Genomic DNA, 17,922 nt, shown 5'->3' with positions numbered 1-17,922 from the left:
TCTAGGAAGTATTTGGTTTATGGGAGTAAGTAAGTTAATTTTAAAATTATGTTTTGTTGTTGTTTTTCTTGTATTTTATCAGAGTTGCAAAACCCGAGAATCACAGGAATTAAGAGTGAAAACTTATACTAGCAATAGTAGAGGCTCAGGAGGTTTTGGACTGTATTTGAAGCATGGTGGTAGTGAGCTTGAAATTTCTGCTCCTTCGTCTGTTGGCATGTTTGTAAATTTCGTGCTTACACTTGAGCGTGAGAGACCAATTATAATAAGTAGTGTGAATTTAAATGGAGAGACTATTTATGTGCATGATGGGTTTGTTAAGATGGTAAACTTTGATAATGTTTTTAATCGTGGGAAATGGCGCGTTGATTATACGCTTCAGTTTGATCGTTGCAAGAATAAGTGGAGGAAATTAATTCGGGAAAATAGAGGGAGTGACTTAAAATTTAGTGTTATTGCCATGGAAGTAGAGAGTAGGAATGAGAAGATTTATGAATTTAGAGTTAGTGCAGAAAATTTAAGTTTGTTAATTGATATGCTAGAGAAGATACAGCGTTAAATACATAATAATTATTATGGATTTAAGGCATTTGTAGTGTATGTCTTTTTTAAGTTTTATTCTTAGGCTTTCATATTAGTTTTGTTTTATTTATTAAAATTAATTGTTATTATTACGTTATATTAAATGAAATTTAATTTACAATATTAAATATTATTGATACAATATAATATATGATATTTAAAAAAGGTATGAGTAATTTTGAAAGTATATTATTTAAAAAATATGCAATTGATCCATTAAAACTTTATAGATATTCATTATTTTTCAGGAATTACATAGAAAACTCAGCAGAAGATGCATTAAAGCCAGGGATTAAATTAGAATTTTTAAATTCTCCCGTACTTGACTTTAATGATTTGCAACCTTTAAGCCTAGAACTTAGAGAAGCGCTGCTTGAGGCCATGATAAGCTATAGGTTTAATGGGGCAGGGTATATTTTAATTAAGCCTAAGGTTTTAGATGAAGATTTAAGCAAGAGTGTTAATGATGAATTACCCGTTGGATTTAGGTATTTAGATTATAGGAGAATAAGAGATGATCACAGTAGTGATTATTTAGAGTACTTGCAAGACGATGGTACATCTATTGTTTTGCACAAGAGTCGGGTTATAATTCATGAAAATTTTGATTATGTACTAGGTGAGCATATTCCGGTTTATACTCAAAGCTTGCTTTTAAGTATTTGTCTTTTAGAACAAATATATTCAGAGATTGAAAAACGAATTGGACAATATAATTTTTTGTTTTATAAAGATGAACAGTTAGTTGGGCTTATGGAAGCTTTGCAAGAGGCTAAGAATCAGATTAGTCATTTTAGTACTAAGGGTAATGGATTATTTTCTACGTTTTTTAAAAGTAATGATAGTGTGAGTAAGGGCTTGAGCAATTTTGGTTCTGAGCTTGACCTTGTATTTGATAGACTAAAGGGTGGTTTGAGTAATGATGGAATATTTTACAGTGCTGATGAGAATGCGAGTTTGCAAGTTATAAAGTATGATCTCTCATTTTTAAAGGATGCATTTGAACTTGTAAAAGCCAAAATAGGAGCTGATACAAAAGAGCCACTAACTAGAAGTTTTAATGAACAGGTAAAGGGCTTGGGAAGTGATGGCAAGGGCGACCGAGCTAATTATATTGATTTTTTGCATACCGTTCAAGAAGCAGCATCACTTGCAGTCAATCTTAAGCTTAATAAACATTACAGACTTAATATGCGTTTTAATGATCTGGTAATGTTAAGTGATGAGCAAAAATTAGATAGGGACATGAGATTACTTGATGTGTATTTAAAATATTTAGAGATTATAAAGTCGCATTCTTTAAGTGATTATGAGATAGAGAGATTGAGAAGTAAGTTACATTTTGATTTTGGGTTTTATTAGATTTTAGTTTAGGGGGTTTGGTTAATGGTTAAAGCTGATGTAGACGTTTTAGATGAACTTAAAAGAGATGCCAGTGTTAATGAAAATTTAAGTAGTGCTAATAGTACTGCTAAAAGCACCACTAATGGTGATATCAATATTAGTGATGCTAAAGCTAGTGATTCTGACTTATTAGCTAAAGCTGTTTGGATAACTAGGCTTGCTGATGATAATTTAAGTTTAAGTTATAATACGCAAGAGCTTTTAAGTGCCGGGCATTCATTGGTTAAGGTTTTAGATATTCAAGTATGTGAGCTTATAAAAAAATATGTTGATGAGAAGCAGATATTAGCCGTTGCAGGTAGTCTTGATGTTTTAAATCTAAGCAGTAACGTTAAAGATATACTATTAAGACTTGCAAATGCCAATATTGATTCATTTAAAAACAGTAATAATTCATATAGTTTAATGACATTTAATAAGGGTAATTTAAAGGAGGTATTAAATCTTAGAAATACAAATAGTGTAATTAGAGATTATAAAGATTTAAGACAAGCAATGATTAATGAGTGGACACAAATTAGGAAAGAATTTTATAGTGCTTAAGTCTTAAGTTTGGTAATTATCTAATTAATATTGATTGAGATTTAGAATTAATTGGGATAATTGGTATTTAAAAATTTATTGAAAATTGAAATTTAAAAATTTTAGGGAGAGTATTTATGCCAGAGAAAAGCGGGGTAGCTGCAGCTAAGCTACCAGATGCAAGTAATAAGCAAGTATCAGTATTAGCAAAACTTAAAAGTTATAGCACATATCCAGCTGTGTTTGATAAGAGCAGTCAGTTTGGAGCATCTAATATTTATTTTGCTCATAGGGGAGGGTTGCAATATTCCATAGCAGATAAATTAGAAAATTATCAGGCTGTTGATTTTTGCTATAAATGTGGGGTCAAGCTGGTCGTTGATGATTATATGTCGCTTCGTGTAGCACTTGGTGGTGGTAGCGAGCTTTATGGGGTTTGCGTAGATTATGATGATTTTAGCAAAACTGCAACTGTTATATCACGTACTAGTAGTTTTGAATGCATTTTAATGTCAACTGCTAGTGTTAAGTTAGGCGATAAGCTGGTTTTTGATGATAAGGGAATACTTACAAAGATCAAGTCTGATGCTACTTATATGCATGCAATAGCTTTAAGCGATGCTTTGGAATTTAGCGATAAACCTGGAGCTTATGGTGCAAAGGTTATGCTTATAAGTAAGCCTGTCGTGTAGATTTAATTTGCGCAATTAACAGTTTAATAAGATTTGAATTAAAAAAATTAGTTAAAAATTTAAGGAGAAACTAAACATTGAGTGAAAGTCTATTTAATAATGAAGAATTTATAAATACTATTAGAGATGCCCTATTGCTTGATAAGCCAATTCCTGAATACTATCATTTTTTTGATAATGAACAGATAGAGAGTAGCGATGTATCACTTGCAAGTGAAAGGGTTATAAAGTGGAATTCAAGTATAGTAGATCTACCAACGCTTAAGGTAAATGATTTTAGCAGTGTATCTACTATCAAATTTAAAAGGCAGATAGTGCTTGTTAATTATTTACCGTTTCAGTATGCATTTACGTATTATGCTCCTGATGGAAAATTGGATATTCAGGCAGTTAATAATATTAATATGAGAGAAGGGCTTAGATATTCATTATCAGAGATACATAAACTTTTAAGTTCACATTACTTAAGAGGCGGTTTATCTTTTTCTAGCAAGCAAAAGACTCATCGTACTCTGCTTGTTGATGATGATAATAGGGAGACTATGTATGGTCTGCTTAATCTTCCAGGGCAAATAGATAAGTCTGTTACTATTATGCATGCCTCAGATCTCATAAAGGCTTGCAATGCTGAGTTAGGTAAGATCAATTTAGAAGACGAGAGAAGAGTTCCTTTTAAAGTATTAACAACTCCCAAAGTTAAAGCATTATTGCTTGAGAGATTACGTAATAATAATTATTCATACAAGGATATGTTATTTGACTCTCTAAGGTCCATAAATAATGATGCTGATATTGAACTTGAGACTACAAATTTATTAGATGATGAGATGATAATTTATCCAAGAAGTCCTAAGCTTTTGGTGTTAAAAGATGGTCATCCTCCGATTTTAAATGCATATACACAGATGTCAAGTAGTAATTTTAGAACTAGTTTTCTAGATTTTTCTATTGGTAGTATTATTGCAACTCAAGATTCAATACTTAGACTTAAGATAACTTGGGCATGATTAATGGATAATGTGGATTTAGATAAAATTTATGCTAGGGTACTAGATTTACTGATGCTTAAGTCTGAGGATCTCAAGCTTAGAGAATTTAATTTATATGTTGAATTGCTTGAGGATGTTTTGCTTAGCAATGGTTTAGGACTTAGGGATTTAAGTGTGAGCAAGGTATTTTTGCTTATCTATTATTTTCTTGGTTGTGAACTTAAAAAAAGGGACAGACTTTTGCATTTTGATTTTAATAAGGTTAAGGCTGAGAGATTAAATGAGATATCTGTGGAATATTCAGATTATTGTTTAAATCATGAAGCTTTAAATAAGGATTTTTGTGTTGCTTTTAATAATCTTTTAGAAGATATTAAGGCTTGCAAAAGAATATCAATAGGAGTTGTCTAATGATTGGTCTTGGTTTAGCTATAACTGATAACATTAAGAGGTATTCAATGCCTATGTTTTTATTTAAAAAAAATTTACTTAAGAATAGAGCTAATGCTTTTTATGATAAAAAAATTAATAAAGGGTCTTCTATTAGATTCGATGGTGTGTTTTTACTAAAAGAAGGCGAGGATGTTGAAATTTTAGATTCAAATGTATTTACAAAAGAAATTCCTGCTAAGGTTTATACTTTGGATGATGTTGATTTTAGAGTAGAAGAGCAGGTGTTAGTAGAGGATGATTTTTTTGAGATTGTAAGTATAAATAAGTATTACAATTCATATGTACAAAAAAAGGTTGGATATATTGTTTTAGTTCTCAAGAAACTTTAATTATCCCCTTAAGGAGAATATTTGTGTTGATCAGTTTATATGAGTCACAAAATTTTTTAATAAAGATATTCATTTCTTTTAAGAATTACTTAAAACAATATTCTCTAAGGGCAGAGATTATAAATTCTTATAATCGTTTGTATTTAAGTGATTTAGATGGCAATCATTCTTACCTTATAGTAATAGAACCTAAAGGTTTTGATTGCTTAGAGCCACGTGTTTTAAGGAGTGGAAGTTTTTACTCTAGTGTGAATGAATTTGGGTTAAAGTTTAATCTGTTTTTTTGGGGATTTGTGGGAGATTTGGATGAACATAAGATATATGTTCATCTGTATAAAATTTATGAATATTTTTTAGATTTTTTACATGATAATTCCTACAAATTTAAGTTTTTAAAGCCATTAGAAGGTAAATATAATTTGTCTTTAAATTATTATCTAAAGTCCACAGGTGATTTGGTAGATAGCGGTATTTCTAATATTTCTTGGAATGCTAAAAGAGCAATTTGGGGGTTAAGTCAGCCTTACAGAGCAGAAATACAAGCTATTGAAGTTGAAAGTTAGTAAGGTTAATTAAAGTTAAAGAAAAATTTAATCAAAGTTATAACAAAAAATTAAATTTAAAAATAGGAGATTATATGCCACAAGATACAATTAATGTCAATTTAATTGAAGATACAATGAGATTGGATAGCATTGGTTATTATAATCCTTTGCTTATTTATAAAAGCGAGGTTTTAAATGAGGAACATTTTGTTTTAAATGTTTCAAATTTTAGAGAAACTTTAAGTTCTCTTGAGATTAAGAGAGAATTTGCGTCTGATGATGAGAAGCTTAGAACAGCTGCTATTGATAGGAAGTTGTTAGCAGATGGTTTTATTGATTTTTTTAATGAAGAAGGACTTAAGTCTTGTAGTTTTTACGTTTATAAAGACATAAAGAAGATAGTTGACTTTTTAAAGAAGAATATACATCCATTTGTGGTTTTTGTAGGAGTTGTAAAAGAAATTTGGAAAAGGGATTATGATGCTATTAAAGGGCTAGTTAAGTTTGTGGTATTCTCAACTCATCGCAAAGAGTTGCCTGAGTTTTTAGAGGTTCTGCCTGTAAGCCAGAGGGATGGATTCATTTTGATTTATGATAGCGGTGATGATCATTTACATCTTAAGTTTACAGCTAAATATTTGCATGAGGCTAGTGTTTTTCATGCAACAAATCCTTATGGCATGACACTTAAAGCTCAGCCCATTTATGATGCGACTTTAATTAATTTTTTAAGACGTAGTAATATTAATTTTTATACTCTTTTAAACGAGACTGGTAGAGATGGCGTTTTGGCTTTCAAAGAAGGGGTAGACTGTTCAGGTAAGCCAATTGATGAGGCATTTACATATTATTTTTTAAAAAATGAATCAACACGTGAGCTTATTCGTATTTGGAACAAGAACAATAGACAAAATAGTAAGCTTAGCCAGTTAAAATTTTCTGATGGAAAGCCTAATGCTTATACTGCGGGGCTTGAATGTTTATTTAAAGAATTTAAAGAAAGAGGACTTATTGTATCTTTTGGAGATATTAAATTTAAACTTCAAGCAGAGAATATTTTAGGTTTAAGCTTGTCTATTCGTATTAAATATAATGACAGCTTTAAGAGTGTGGTTTTAAACATAAGTAGTGATGATATTAATGATTATTTAAGAAGGGAGGCTGATTAATGAAAGATTATTATTCATTGGACTTGGTATTTTTTAGTTTTGCAGGTGTTTTAATAGAAGGGGGTAAGTTACAGTATTCAACCTCTCCAAATGTTATGGCAACTGCTAGTACTGAGGAGAGAAATATTCCCATTCCAAGCTTCAGGGATCCTAGAACTATTACTCATATATTTAATCTAGAGATTACCAAGGGTTCATTTGACTATAAGGTTTTAACTAGACTTAGTAATGAGCAGTTTTACTATGCTGCTACTAAAAAGGATAAGCTTAAATCATTGGTATTTAATGACCAGATGGGGCTTAAGATTATTTCTAATAGTGCATTTTTCTCTGAAGTTCCAAGCCGCAGCTATACAAGTACTAGTGATGCTGTTAATTTTATAATTCATGCAATCAATTGTGAGATTGAGAGGACTTAGGTTATGAGATATAAATTAAAGATTTTAACTGCTCTTAAGACTTATGAATATATGTTAAGGGATATTCCTATGTATGATTGGGATTCTATTTTAGGATTTGATTCAAGTCAAGAGACTTTAAGACGAGAACTTAATAGTTTGCCTGTACTTAAGAGAATAAGTTCTTTAATGATCTCACAGTCTTTTTTTGATGAATTTTATGAAATTCTTAGTGCTAATAGGGAGCATTCATTTTTATATAAATATCAGCTTCCTACCATTCTTTTTGCTGTTCAGTATTCTTTGGTAGAAAAGCTAGCAGGACTTAAGGAACCCAGTCTGGTATATATTGAGAGTTTTCAAGATTCTAGTGGGACTTTTGTTAAGTATCCTCATATTGATGATAGGTGGAATTACGATGATTTGGTATCACGTAAGGAGTAGTATTTTAGTACTTAAATTTTGGGAATTAATGATCAATAATAATTGACATTAATATTTAATAATTAGTGAATTTAATAATACAAAAATTTAAAAGGACAGTTTATGAGTCGTAAAGCTATTTTAAATGAGTATTTTAATTATTTAAAATATTTAAGAAGCGAGGATTGCAAGTATTATTTTCCCGTTTTAATGGGGGTTTGTACTTTTGATGAGGTTAAGCGATTTAGGTATTCTGAGCTTTTAGAAATTAATAAGATTGCCAATTTTAAGCTTAAGAAGGAAATGTATGAAAACTTTTTGATTACAAGTTTATAGGAGATTTTGTTTATGCGTTTAGGTAAACTGGCAGGTATGGATAGGGTAAATTCCGATTTAAATAATAGTTTAGATTACAATTTAAGGTTTGCAAGTAGTAATAAATTTCTAGCAGAGCAGATAGCGTCTGTTTTAGTTGATCCTAATGTGGTTAGTGATGTTAATTTAAAAGGCATTGCAGATGATGATTTTGAAAGTGATAATTTTTTAGTTGATTTGCCAAGTATTGATATTGAGCTGCAAAAGAGTAAAATTTCTAAAGCTTTAGATGAAGCTTTAAATTTTAAAAGAGACTTTGTAGGGGGGTTGGGGATTGATGGCAGTTTAATTAAGAGTAGTAATTTGAGGCAGCATTCTAATTATGGTGAGCATCTATTTGCAGATTTAATGTCTTCTCTTATGATTAGGCCTAAAGACATGTTAAATTCCCCTTTCTTTGGCAATGGTTTAGATGGTAATGGTTTAAATGGTAGTTCACGTTTAAGTTCGGATTTAAGTTCAAATTTAAATTCGCGTTTGAGTTCAGACTTAAGTTCAAAGTTAAATTTAGATTCAAATATTTTTAAATTACTAAGCAAGTTAAATTCAAAGTCTTTATCATCATCTAGCAATTTTAAATTACGAGATAGTGGTGTTGCAAGCCGAATTAATGATGTAACTTATGATGATTTTGAGAAACTTAAGATTGAAAGGGAGCTTGCAAGTACTGGTAAGTTTGATACCCAAGTTGATATTAATGATTTTATTCGCAAGACTTCTGGTTTTAAATCATTATTATCCAAGGTTGAACCAGAGAGTACGCCTGCTGCACTCTTTGATGCAGTTAAACTTGCAAGTCACTTAAAGGGGAGTACCAGGCAGCTTGAAGATAATGATGATGCTGTATCTGTTGTTTATGATTTATTTCAAAAAGGAGGCGAAGAGTTATCTTCTATCATTAGTGATTTAAGCCATTTAAAAGAAAGCCTTTCTGGATTTTTAGATACAGGCGTTAGTCTTGATGAGCGATTAAAGCAACTTCTTTGTGATGCACTCTTAAGTTTAGAGAATGCAGACTTAAATTCAAAGCTAAAACCTAGCATAAATTCAAGGGCAGATTTAAGAACAGATTTAAGTGCAAGAGTAGATTCAACTTTAAGTGATACGCGTTTAGGATCAGTTGCAGGTAATTTGCGTACAGAAAATTTGGAATTGGTTAATGGTTTAAGAGGTGATGATATGCATATGCTTTTAGAGGAGTTAAGGGAATTTTTAAGTTGGGCGTGTGGTCTGGATTTGGAGAGAAATATTATAGATCCTTTGGGTACTTATTTTACTAATGTGGAGAATGCCATTAATTCTTTAAGAGACACTATGATGTTTAATATGCAAGGTGTTTTTTTGCAAAATAATATGAATGACTATAAGATGGGTAGTGAAATTTCACGAATGCCTTAGGGGATTTTTTTTAGATATTTAGAGGATATTTAATATGTTAAATACTTTAACAGAACGGATTAAAAAGTCAATGGGTGTAAAAGAGTTGACTGAGAAGGTGGAGGGTGAAAAAGAACGGGTTCAAACAGCAGAAGACGTAACAGCATTAATTAAAAAGGTTGTAGATCACGTTTTGAGTCTTTCAAATTCATCTAATTTTATTGCGCTTTTTCCACGTCCTGATTTTAAGGGGCTTGTGTATGTGCCGCAAGTATTTTTTGTATTTCCAAAATTGGGAGCTATTGAAGAGAATTTAAGTAGCATTAGTAGTCAGCGAGCTGTTATTAATCTTAGTACCAGGAATAGTGAATTTGTAAGTTATAATGTTACTGCAAATCCTACTATGATTACCATTTCTAATGCGGTTTTGTCTTCTATTTATGATAAAAAATTAGCTGAAAACTTAAAGACAACACCTTTTGCAAACAGTGCTTTAGAGTTTGATTCTAATTTTATAAAAATGCAGTTTAGGGAAAAATTTAAAAGTGGTATTTATTATACCGTTTATGGTCCTTCTATAGGATTTCATGAAACGGCTATTATTAATTCTTTAAAAATTAAAGGTACTTCATTTGTTGATGAGATTGATATTAGTTTGCAAATTAAATTAGTAAAAACTTTTAATTTTTTGACTTATAAAGGTTAGAATATAACTATATAGTACTTTTTTATTTAGGAGAATGTTTATGGTTAAATTTAATTATATTGTGTTATTATTGTTATTTTTATTTTTTAATCTTCATGCAGCAACTTTTAGGCCTTTTGATTTTAACAATTGGAATTTTGAGAGAGAAGTTGAAGAAGCTTATGAGGCAAGTTATGAGGTTGTAGATGGTGTTTTAGTAAATGTTGATGATCAAAGTAAGAATCTGAAAGCAAAAAAAATTTTAAAAAGGATATCAGAGCTTGAAGGTTATTATAGGTGTCTTGTAAATATGATACGGGATAATATTTTTTTGCAGGTAGAAGATGAATTTTTAAGAGAATATGGTCAGTATTTTGATGATGATGTTTTTACAGAGACTGATAATAGGTTTAGACAAGCAATAGAGATTCCTATGGAAGAAGCTTTTGGCAAGTATAGACATAGAGTATTAGCTTTTAGCAATAAGACTTGGATTAAAAATCCTGATTATACCAAATTATTCATTAAACTGCAGCTTAGAGAAATTGAGTTTGTTGAAAATTATATTAGACAAAAACTTGGTATAAATTTGGGTTCAAAAAATGGCAATTCAAATGCTTCAAAACAATCAGGCCAAAGACAGCCAAGTTCAAGAGAGCCAAGAGAGTCAAGTCCTTCAGGTAACCAAAGATATAGTTCTCCAAGATCTGGCATGAGAAGTGATTATTTTAGACGGGCAGGTCAAAGACCAGCAAGACCAAGTGACATGTTTGAAGAAGATGATGATGAGAGATCTGTAGTTGAGGATGATGATGAGAGACTGTCATCTATGGGCTCTATGAGTAGAGGCTATGATGAGGGTTTAAAACGTCCAAGAAAGTCAAGTCCAATGCAATCAGGAAGACAGCCAAGTCTAAGACAGTCAAGTCCAAGACAGGCAGGGCAAAGACAACCAAGTCCAATGCAAGCAAGTCCAAGACAGGCTGGACAAAGACAGCCAAGTCCAATGCAAGCAAGTCCAAGGTTAAGAAATATAAGACCAAGTGGGATTAAACAAGGAAATATAAGACCAAGCAGTACTAGACCAAGTCGTAAAAGACCAGGAAGTGATATACGTCCAAATTTTGTAAGGCCTATTGTTAGACCGCTTGGTGAAAAACCTGTGAATTTTAAATCGGAGTATACAGAGGAGTGAAGTTAATATTATTGATTTTAAGGTGAGTGGTAAGTTCAATTGGTATTGATCTTTGAAGTTGGGTAAGGGAGCTTATGTTATTATTTCAATATGATTTTAAACTGGAGTTTTATGCTGCTGGTGCTGATATTAAAAATCAGAAGCCTAAGTTTATAATAGAGACACAAAATGGGGCACCCGTTGTTAATATTGTAATTGATAATGAACGTTCTCTTGTAAGTTTGTTGCAATGCAAGAAGGCACGGTTGCAATTGTTTAATATGCCTTTAAATTTTAATAAGTCTTTAAGGCATGGGGATATTGTTAGGATATTTTATAAGAAATTTGCTTATGAGGGTGATTCGTCTTATAAATTTGTGATGGCTGGATATTTGGGTGCACCTATTGATTTTGATTTTGAAAATGGCGATTTTATTGTTCAGTATGAAGTTTATCTCTTATCACAAGATACGTTTTTAAATAAAAAACTTGATGTTAAAAATTATATTGGCAAGTCTTTAGAAGATGCCATAAATTTGGCATTTCCAGGCCAAGCCGTTATTTACATGAGCATGCAAGATCGAGAGAGAGTAATAAATGAGAGTTTTTATGCCCCTACTTTAAGAGAATTTATAGACAGATTTATTAGAAAATATGTACATTTAATTTTTGTTGATTTTGGTGAGTTGGACTTTAGAGTTGATACCAAATTTATTTTTATTAATTTCGGTAGTCTCTTTAAGCGTAAAGGTTACAAGAGACTTGAGGATTTTGCACTTTTGTTTATTCCACAAAGGGAAGTGAGGTTTGTGGGCAAATCTGCAGTTAATTTTTGGAATACTACACTTCTCTTTACAGATAACATTAAGGTTGGTGATGGGGTTGAGTTTAGAGATAGGTATGGGGAGATTGTTAAGGCTTTTGTGCAAGAGACTAGTGCAGTTTTAAACAATGTGGGTGATTGCACATTAAGATTAAGACTTTATGATGAATCTAATGTTTTGTAGGTAGGGTAAGTTTATGACAGAAATTTATGAGGTTTCAAGAAGGCTTGGGACTTTAAGTGATGATTTAGTGCTTGAGACTGTTAAGCAATATTTATGTGATAATATATTTATTTGTCGCATTGGTATCATTAAGGAATTTGATTTAAAGACTCAAGAAGGAATTGTTGTAATTGAAGAGTATGAGGATTTAAGTATTAAGACTCGCAATATTTCAAATTTAAGACTTGACTTAAGAGAAGATGACAGGGTAATTTTGCTTCAAAGTAGCATTAATATTTTTAATGAAAAGGATAATAATTATTTCGATAAACATTATTTTTATATCTTAAATGGAGTAAGTCCTAAGTATGCAGGCATTGATGTAGCTAAGATTAGCATAAGTTCAAAAGAATTTGAGTTAGTTTGTGAGGATGCTTCTTTTAATTCTAAGAAGGTGATGTGTGAGGGAGAGAATACCAAGATGATTTTAAAGTCTTTAGTTGTTGAGGCAGATAACATTGAGTTTAAGGGCAATGTGTATATTAATGGCAAACTGTTTGAAACTCATACACATGGTGTTGGTAGCATAACTTATGTTAATGCCAGTGGAGCTCCTACTCTTGCTACTGGTAATACCTCGGGTGTATCATAAGTTTAAATTTTTATTCAAATATACTATATAAAAATACGTTTTAAATTAGTATTAATTTTTTATCTAAATTTAACCTTTCTTTTTAATTAATCATTTAATGAGATATTCTTTCAATTTATAAGGAGATATTAAAAAAGGAGATATTGAAATATGCAATTTTTTAAACTTTTACTTTTGTTCATTGTGTTATTTTGTTGTTGTGAGAATAAAAAACATATACATGATTTGGGGTTAGATTATGATTTTAGGGATTTCTCTAATAGTGATGCTGATATTGGGTTTGCATCCGATTATTTCTCATTGGAAAATTTACTTGCAAACTTTGATCTCTCACAAGAAGAGAGAATGGCGGTTAGATTTTTAAGAAATGCATTAACAGATCCTACAATTGAAGATGATGTGCCAGATATACATACTTATAGTGATGATGAGTTTTATGAATTTTTGGTTGTTCTTAATGCATCTAAGACTCGGGAGGCAATTGCTGATATAGTTTTGACATTGAAGGTACGAGATGAAATACTTGATATTATACATGAATTTGCAGATGGACATCCTAAAAAGGACAGTTTTGAATTGCAACTTGCTGCTAAGCAAAGAGAATATGCAAAGATTTTGAAAATTGCTTGTAGTAGTAATAGTGATTACAGGGGAGCATATTTGGCACTTAAGTTGTCTGATTGTTCAGAAATGTTCTTGCCATTAAGAAAGCAAGTATATGATATTTTGCATAAGTATTAAATTTAAATTAAGCTTCAATTCTATATTGATTTTATGTTGATTATGTCTTTTTAAGATAAATCTTACGATCTAAAAGTTTATTTTTAATTATATAGGGTTTTAATATTGCCTAAATTTTATTTTAAGTCGTAACTTTTAAAGTAGGCTTTAAGTAGTTAACTGCTTAAAGCCCTATGATTTATCCTCAACAGGAACTTTGAATGTGGGATTTACATTTTTTATACCTTGATGTTTTGAGAGAACTGTTTTTATAAATTCATTGAATAATCTACCATTAAGTAGTATTTTGTAGGTTTGCTCTTGATTGCTTGCTTTATCTTGAATGGTAATTTCTGCTTCTAGGTTTTTCCATTGTTGATTTTTGAAAAGATTGGCAAAAATAGATATTAACTCATCACTGCCAGTTACCTTAGCTTTGTTAAGTGTGGGCAGGTTTAGTTCGCCATAAAGGTATACATTTTTCCCCCCATGATCTTGAATTTTGCTTTTTGCTCTGTTTAGGATTGAATTTTTAATTTTTTTATGCAGTGGTTTTAATAGTATAGAAGAATTATTAAGATGTGCATCTTTACTTAGATCTAATTCTAGGTTAGGGTAATGTGTTAGTTTAAATGATATGACCTCAATATTTTCATCTACGACCTCAAGTAATATGAAAGGTGTAATATTTGCATTGTATCCACCATTATACTTAATGGGTGCTACTGCGTATGAGTATTTAAGTTTATTTTTTAATTCTTCTATTGGAGTTTGATTTATGTCCATAATGTTTTTACTTTCAATTTTCATCCAAGTAATGCCACAGATTTCAACTCCGCATATTCGTTTTAGATGGAATGGTTGCAGACAAACATCATTTAAGTGATCTTCATGTATCTTAAATGAATGGTCTTGGGTTGTTACTAGAGGTATTGGTGGAGGAGGATCGTTTTTAGGCTTAGGAATTAGGCTGTGTTCATACTCATTATCAGGTTTATTGCCTTTAGTGCTTGTGTCATGTTTTTGGGATAAGTTACAAGTTAGAAACAAAGGCAATAAGATCATTATTCTTATTTTTAGCATTTATACATCCTTTTAATTTAAATTCTGATCGTCCTTGATATTTCATATTCTCCTTAATTTTTTATTTAAATGTTAAAATATTTAGGTAAATCTTAAGATTAGTACATTAAATAGATCATACAGTTAAATAATTTTTACTGCAAGTAATTTTTAATTTTTGGCATTGTTGTTAGCTATTGTTCAAATTTGCCTTGAATTTAGGGATTTACTGTAATTGGTACTGTTAATTAACAGGTATTCTAAATCCCGCATTTTTTTTGGTTGTGTCTGGATGTTTTTTTATTATTTGTTTTAGGAAATCATTGAATAATTTAGAGTCTAGAAGTATTGTGTAAGTTTTTTTTGTGCGATCTAGTGAGTCCTCAATAGTGATCTCTCCTTCCATGAAGTACCAATTACCATTTTGGTAAAGGTCAGCAAAAGCAGATATTATTTCAGCACCACCATTTGGTTGGCTTGGATATAGTATTCCACAAAGGTATACATATTTATATCCCATTTTTTGGGCTGATTGTTCTACCTTATTGGCAACTCTGTCCCTTAAAAATTGCATGAATCCTTTACGAAAATCTAGATTTAGTTGTGGGTATTCCTTAAGTTTAAATGAAATTACTTTAATATATTCGACTTTGCTTGCAAATAATATTAAAGGCATAACGTATTTGCTGTAATTTGCATTGTTTTTGATGGGTGCTACTGCATATGAGTATTCAAGTTTACCTTGTAATTCTCTTGATGGATTTGTATCTTCTCCAATAATTTCTTGTGAATTGCTTTTAGCCCAAGTTATTGTGCATGTATCTGATGCCCAGTCCCAGTAGTGGTTTAAACATACCTTTAAAATCCCTTCAGATATTTTAAGTGGCTCTTCTTGTTGTGATTGTGTGTTTTCATTTGTGTTGGTATGATGTTTATTGATTATTCTACTAGAGCGTCTTAAAGATGGATATTTTGGAGCATGTTCTATGTGACATGTTATGAAGATTGGTAATAAGATAATTATTCTCTTCATATTGACCCCCTTTAATTTTTATTTTAATTATTATAGTTAATTATTTTAAATTAGGTTTTGTTTTTTTATTTATTTTTTATAATATAAAATATTTTTCTTTATAAAACAAATTTATTTGAATAAACTTAAGTAAGCAAAGATCAATTTTACTTAAAATGGTGTTTAAAATTCTTGAGAAGCTTAATAGAGATTTTATTGATTTGTAAAAATTATTATATGTTCATTACTTAAGGTTGATTTTAAGCAATGTGTTTAAGCTTGTTTCAACCTTAAGTAATGGTTTGATTTTACCGTTATTTTTGATTAATTTAATTGTTAACTGGAACTCTAAATTTGGTATTTGCAGTTGTGGTGCCTTGATATTTTGATACAACTGACTTTATAAATTCATTAAATAATTTACCATTAAGTAGTATTTTGTGGGTTTCTTCGTTGTTAGTGTTTTTATTTTTAACTTTTATCTCTGCTTCCATAGAGTTCCATTTGCCATTTTGGTAAAGAGCAGCAAAAGCAGATAGTATCTCATCCCCACCATTTGGATTTATATTTACTATTCCATAAGGGTACACATTTTTGTATCCGTCTTCAGATGATTTCTCTTCCTGAGGTATGCCTTGTATACCTAAAATTTTTTTGTTATTGAAATCTAGATTGATGTGATTTGTTAGCTTAAATGAAGTTACCTCAAGATTCTCATCTAAGCTTTCAAATAATATTAAAGGCATAACATACTTACTGTATTTATCATTATATTTTATAGGTGATACTGAATATGAGTATCTAAGTTTACCCTTTAAATCTTCGAGTGGTTTGTGATTTTCACCAATGATGTTTTTGGCTTTAATTTTCATCCAAGTGATGTGACATTTTTTTTGGCATCCACACCACCAAGTGCAAAATAGGCACAAACATTTTTCTTTAGTACCTTCAAGTATTTCAAAATTAAGGTACTCTTTTGTTAATGCCACATGATCATCATCTTCGCCATTTTCTTGCTCTGCTTTTTCTTTTAGAATTTTTTCTATTTTTTCCTCAAGAAGTGCATCTAGTGATTGTTGAACCTGAGACTTGAGATTTAGAAAGTCATCATTTAAGATACAACATGTTATCAATAACGGTAATAAAATAATTATTTTTTTCAATTTCACCCTCCCAAGCCTTGAAATGTATTGCTAAAAAGCATATTTGCCATTTATTGTTTAGGTTTTTTCAATTTATTTATGTGTAGCTGTATAAATATTGCCAAAAATGCTGGTTCAATATTGAGTAGTTTTGTGTTAACATTTATTTTACTAACTTATTTTAATTCTTGTTTCAATTTTTATTGAGAAGAATTTAAGTTGATGTAAAGGATAGGTTGTTTGGGTATGGTTATGATGATATTGGTAATATAAATATTTATAGAGATTGTACTTAGAGTCGTTGAGTTTATTGATGGTTTGTTGATGACCTATTAAGCCGCTTGAAAGCTTGGGTGGTTTTTCATTTTAAATAAAAATTTTAATTAATTAAGGCGGGCATATGCATGAGCATGTAAGAGCAGCAGAAGAAATATTGGACAAGGAATATAAAGTTTTAGATAAAGGATTTTTAAGACTTGTTGATTATATGGGTAGTGATGAGCGCATAGTAAGTGCTGCTAGGGTTTCTTATAGAGATTCTAAAGCTAAAAGAGATAATGCTGGTCTTATTGATTATTTGATCAGAAATGAACATACAAGCCCGCTTGAGCAAGTGGTTTTTACTTTTCATGTCAAAGCACCAATCTTTGTGGCAAGGCAGTGGATGAGACACAGAACATCAAGGATTAATGAAGTATCGGGGCGTTATAGCTTGATGAGAGAGGAGTTTTATGTACCTTGTAGAGACGATATTAAGAAGCAAAGTGTTACTAATAAACAGGGGCGTTCAGATGAGGAGGTTGATGTTGCTGCTGCTTTGTCTTTTTTGAAGGGTTTAGATGAGAGTTATAAGACAGCTTATAAAGTTTATGATGATATGATCAAAAGTGATGTCTCTAGGGAACTTGCAAGAATAACCTTGCCTTTAAGCTTATATACTGAATGGTATTGGCAAATTGATCTTAATAATTTATTTCGATTTATTAAACTTAGAGCATCAGAGCACGCACAAAAAGAGATCAGAGAATATGCTAATGTCCTATTAGGCATTATTGAATTAGTAGTTCCAATTGCAACTGCTAGTTTTAAGAGACATATTTTGGGGGGAGTTATGCTCTCAAGTGAAGAGGCATGTGCGATTCGCAAGGTATTGGATTTAGATAAGTTGGATTTGCCCGATAAGATTTTGAATCGGTTAAAAGTAAAATTTAATTTATAGTTTTTTAATAAA

Annotated in this window: 22 protein-coding genes; 19 read left to right on the top strand and 3 right to left on the bottom strand. The window is 30.8% G+C overall.

Features of this window, described 5'->3' with window-relative positions; translation table 11 throughout:
- The first annotated feature begins 19 nt into the window (after window positions 1-19).
- From bcCo53_RS05955 to bcCo53_RS05870, 18 genes are all read left to right on the top strand, one after another.
- Window positions 20-559, top strand: a complete 540-nt coding sequence (locus tag bcCo53_RS05955) for a hypothetical protein (RefSeq protein WP_025408455.1) — start codon at window positions 20-22, stop codon at window positions 557-559.
- Between the two features lie 173 nt (window positions 560-732).
- Window positions 733-1,944, top strand: a complete 1,212-nt coding sequence (locus tag bcCo53_RS05950) for an anti-CBASS protein Acb1 family protein (RefSeq protein ID WP_038364839.1) — start codon at window positions 733-735, stop codon at window positions 1,942-1,944.
- A 24-nt stretch (window positions 1,945-1,968) separates the two neighbouring features.
- Entirely contained in the window at window positions 1,969-2,529 is a 561-nt protein-coding gene (locus bcCo53_RS05945; RefSeq protein ID WP_025408457.1) for a DUF1357 family protein, read from the top strand.
- A gap of 116 nt (window positions 2,530-2,645) precedes the next feature.
- Window positions 2,646-3,200 (top strand): DUF228 domain-containing protein, encoded by a 555-nt coding sequence (locus bcCo53_RS05940; protein WP_025408458.1) that lies wholly within the window; start codon window positions 2,646-2,648, stop codon window positions 3,198-3,200.
- A gap of 77 nt (window positions 3,201-3,277) precedes the next feature.
- Complete coding sequence (locus bcCo53_RS05935) at window positions 3,278-4,207, top strand: hypothetical protein (RefSeq protein ID WP_025408459.1); 930 nt, start codon at window positions 3,278-3,280, stop codon at window positions 4,205-4,207.
- 3 nt (window positions 4,208-4,210) lie between these two features.
- Entirely contained in the window at window positions 4,211-4,600 is a 390-nt protein-coding gene (locus bcCo53_RS05930; protein ID WP_025408460.1) for a DUF3890 domain-containing protein, read from the top strand.
- On the top strand, window positions 4,600-4,971 hold the full coding sequence (locus bcCo53_RS05925) for a hypothetical protein (RefSeq protein ID WP_025408461.1): 372 nt from the start codon (window positions 4,600-4,602) through the stop codon (window positions 4,969-4,971). Before bcCo53_RS05930 ends, bcCo53_RS05925 begins: the two co-directional genes overlap by 1 nt.
- Window positions 4,972-4,994: 23 nt before the next feature.
- The gene (locus bcCo53_RS05920) at window positions 4,995-5,534 is read left to right on the top strand and encodes a DUF764 family protein (protein WP_025408462.1); all 540 of its coding nucleotides are present in this window, start codon (window positions 4,995-4,997) and stop codon (window positions 5,532-5,534) included.
- Window positions 5,535-5,608: 74 nt separating this feature from the next.
- On the top strand, window positions 5,609-6,685 hold the full coding sequence (locus bcCo53_RS05915) for a DUF787 family protein (protein WP_025408463.1): 1,077 nt from the start codon (window positions 5,609-5,611) through the stop codon (window positions 6,683-6,685).
- On the top strand, window positions 6,685-7,104 hold the full coding sequence (locus bcCo53_RS05910; RefSeq protein ID WP_025408464.1) for a DUF1463 family protein: 420 nt from the start codon (window positions 6,685-6,687) through the stop codon (window positions 7,102-7,104). The genes bcCo53_RS05915 and bcCo53_RS05910 overlap by 1 nt, the downstream gene beginning before the upstream one ends.
- A 3-nt stretch (window positions 7,105-7,107) precedes the next feature.
- Window positions 7,108-7,527 (top strand): DUF1473 family protein, encoded by a 420-nt coding sequence (locus bcCo53_RS05905; protein ID WP_025408465.1) that lies wholly within the window; start codon window positions 7,108-7,110, stop codon window positions 7,525-7,527.
- 102 nt (window positions 7,528-7,629) lie between these two features.
- Window positions 7,630-7,842 (top strand): DUF1322 family protein, encoded by a 213-nt coding sequence (locus bcCo53_RS05900; protein WP_025408466.1) that lies wholly within the window; start codon window positions 7,630-7,632, stop codon window positions 7,840-7,842.
- A 12-nt stretch (window positions 7,843-7,854) separates the two neighbouring features.
- A complete protein-coding gene (locus bcCo53_RS05895) occupies window positions 7,855-9,279 on the top strand; it encodes a hypothetical protein (protein ID WP_025408467.1) in 1,425 nt (474 codons plus the stop codon).
- Between the two features lie 34 nt (window positions 9,280-9,313).
- Window positions 9,314-9,964, top strand: coding sequence for a DUF792 family protein (locus bcCo53_RS05890; RefSeq protein ID WP_025408468.1), 651 nt, complete (start codon window positions 9,314-9,316; stop codon window positions 9,962-9,964).
- Between the two features lie 40 nt (window positions 9,965-10,004).
- Entirely contained in the window at window positions 10,005-11,138 is a 1,134-nt protein-coding gene (locus bcCo53_RS05885) for a hypothetical protein (RefSeq protein ID WP_241766570.1), read from the top strand.
- Window positions 11,139-11,212: 74 nt separating this feature from the next.
- Window positions 11,213-12,124: a DUF693 family protein gene (locus bcCo53_RS05880; RefSeq protein ID WP_028328174.1), complete on the top strand. Its 912-nt coding sequence runs from the start codon at window positions 11,213-11,215 to the stop codon at window positions 12,122-12,124.
- A gap of 13 nt (window positions 12,125-12,137) precedes the next feature.
- Entirely contained in the window at window positions 12,138-12,755 is a 618-nt protein-coding gene (locus bcCo53_RS05875) for a DUF777 family protein (RefSeq protein ID WP_025408470.1), read from the top strand.
- 150 nt (window positions 12,756-12,905) lie between these two features.
- Window positions 12,906-13,496, top strand: a complete 591-nt coding sequence (locus bcCo53_RS05870) for a BTA121 domain-containing protein surface lipoprotein (RefSeq protein WP_241766571.1) — start codon at window positions 12,906-12,908, stop codon at window positions 13,494-13,496.
- 171 nt (window positions 13,497-13,667) lie between these two features.
- Here the strand turns inward: bcCo53_RS05870 and bcCo53_RS05865 are convergent, their stop codons facing one another.
- The 3 genes from bcCo53_RS05865 to bcCo53_RS05855 all read right to left on the bottom strand — a co-directional run bounded on the left by bcCo53_RS05865 (window position 13,668) and on the right by bcCo53_RS05855 (window position 16,718).
- On the bottom strand, window positions 13,668-14,558 hold the full coding sequence (locus bcCo53_RS05865) for a BB0158 famile outer surface lipoprotein (protein WP_025408471.1): 891 nt from the start codon (window positions 14,556-14,558) through the stop codon (window positions 13,668-13,670).
- A 223-nt stretch (window positions 14,559-14,781) separates the two neighbouring features.
- Window positions 14,782-15,570, bottom strand: a complete 789-nt coding sequence (locus bcCo53_RS05860) for a S2/P23 family protein (protein WP_025408472.1) — start codon at window positions 15,568-15,570, stop codon at window positions 14,782-14,784.
- A 308-nt stretch (window positions 15,571-15,878) separates the two neighbouring features.
- Window positions 15,879-16,718, bottom strand: a complete 840-nt coding sequence (locus tag bcCo53_RS05855) for a S2/P23 family protein (RefSeq protein WP_155806408.1) — start codon at window positions 16,716-16,718, stop codon at window positions 15,879-15,881.
- 373 nt (window positions 16,719-17,091) lie between these two features.
- On the opposite strand from bcCo53_RS05855, the gene thyX reads away from it, so the two are divergent.
- Window positions 17,092-17,910, top strand: a complete 819-nt coding sequence (thyX, locus tag bcCo53_RS05850; RefSeq protein WP_025408474.1) for an FAD-dependent thymidylate synthase — start codon at window positions 17,092-17,094, stop codon at window positions 17,908-17,910.
- Window positions 17,911-17,922 lie beyond the last annotated feature (12 nt).

It is taken from the genome of Borrelia coriaceae (assembly GCF_023035295.1).
GTDB classification, from domain to species: domain Bacteria; phylum Spirochaetota; class Spirochaetia; order Borreliales; family Borreliaceae; genus Borrelia; species Borrelia coriaceae.
The sequence above is the reverse complement of the archived record's forward strand: the minus strand, read 5'-3'. Positions and strand labels throughout refer to the sequence as shown.

Excerpts from the sequence above, each read along its gene's own strand:
- bcCo53_RS05895 (WP_025408467.1), top strand. The coding sequence starts at position 7,855 with ATGCGTTTAGGTAAACTGGCAGGTATGGATAGGGTAAATTCCGATTTA.
- bcCo53_RS05885 (WP_241766570.1), top strand. The coding sequence starts at position 10,005 with ATGGTTAAATTTAATTATATTGTGTTATTATTGTTATTTTTATTTTTT.
- bcCo53_RS05900 (WP_025408466.1), top strand. The coding sequence starts at position 7,630 with ATGAGTCGTAAAGCTATTTTAAATGAGTATTTTAATTATTTAAAATAT.
- bcCo53_RS05930 (WP_025408460.1), top strand. The coding sequence starts at position 4,211 with ATGGATAATGTGGATTTAGATAAAATTTATGCTAGGGTACTAGATTTA.
- bcCo53_RS05915 (WP_025408463.1), top strand. The coding sequence starts at position 5,609 with ATGCCACAAGATACAATTAATGTCAATTTAATTGAAGATACAATGAGA.
- bcCo53_RS05880 (WP_028328174.1), top strand. The coding sequence starts at position 11,213 with ATGTTATTATTTCAATATGATTTTAAACTGGAGTTTTATGCTGCTGGT.
- bcCo53_RS05890 (WP_025408468.1), top strand. The coding sequence starts at position 9,314 with ATGTTAAATACTTTAACAGAACGGATTAAAAAGTCAATGGGTGTAAAA.
- bcCo53_RS05875 (WP_025408470.1), top strand. The coding sequence starts at position 12,138 with ATGACAGAAATTTATGAGGTTTCAAGAAGGCTTGGGACTTTAAGTGAT.
- bcCo53_RS05910 (WP_025408464.1), top strand. The coding sequence starts at position 6,685 with ATGAAAGATTATTATTCATTGGACTTGGTATTTTTTAGTTTTGCAGGT.
- bcCo53_RS05950 (WP_038364839.1), top strand. The coding sequence starts at position 733 with ATGATATTTAAAAAAGGTATGAGTAATTTTGAAAGTATATTATTTAAA.
- bcCo53_RS05940 (WP_025408458.1), top strand. The coding sequence starts at position 2,646 with ATGCCAGAGAAAAGCGGGGTAGCTGCAGCTAAGCTACCAGATGCAAGT.
- bcCo53_RS05925 (WP_025408461.1), top strand. The coding sequence starts at position 4,600 with ATGATTGGTCTTGGTTTAGCTATAACTGATAACATTAAGAGGTATTCA.
- thyX (WP_025408474.1), top strand. The coding sequence starts at position 17,092 with ATGCATGAGCATGTAAGAGCAGCAGAAGAAATATTGGACAAGGAATAT.
- bcCo53_RS05870 (WP_241766571.1), top strand. The coding sequence starts at position 12,906 with ATGCAATTTTTTAAACTTTTACTTTTGTTCATTGTGTTATTTTGTTGT.
- bcCo53_RS05905 (WP_025408465.1), top strand. The coding sequence starts at position 7,108 with ATGAGATATAAATTAAAGATTTTAACTGCTCTTAAGACTTATGAATAT.
- bcCo53_RS05945 (WP_025408457.1), top strand. The coding sequence starts at position 1,969 with ATGGTTAAAGCTGATGTAGACGTTTTAGATGAACTTAAAAGAGATGCC.
- bcCo53_RS05955 (WP_025408455.1), top strand. The coding sequence starts at position 20 with ATGGGAGTAAGTAAGTTAATTTTAAAATTATGTTTTGTTGTTGTTTTT.
- bcCo53_RS05860 (WP_025408472.1), bottom strand. The coding sequence starts at position 15,570 with ATGAAGAGAATAATTATCTTATTACCAATCTTCATAACATGTCACATA.
- bcCo53_RS05865 (WP_025408471.1), bottom strand. The coding sequence starts at position 14,558 with ATGCTAAAAATAAGAATAATGATCTTATTGCCTTTGTTTCTAACTTGT.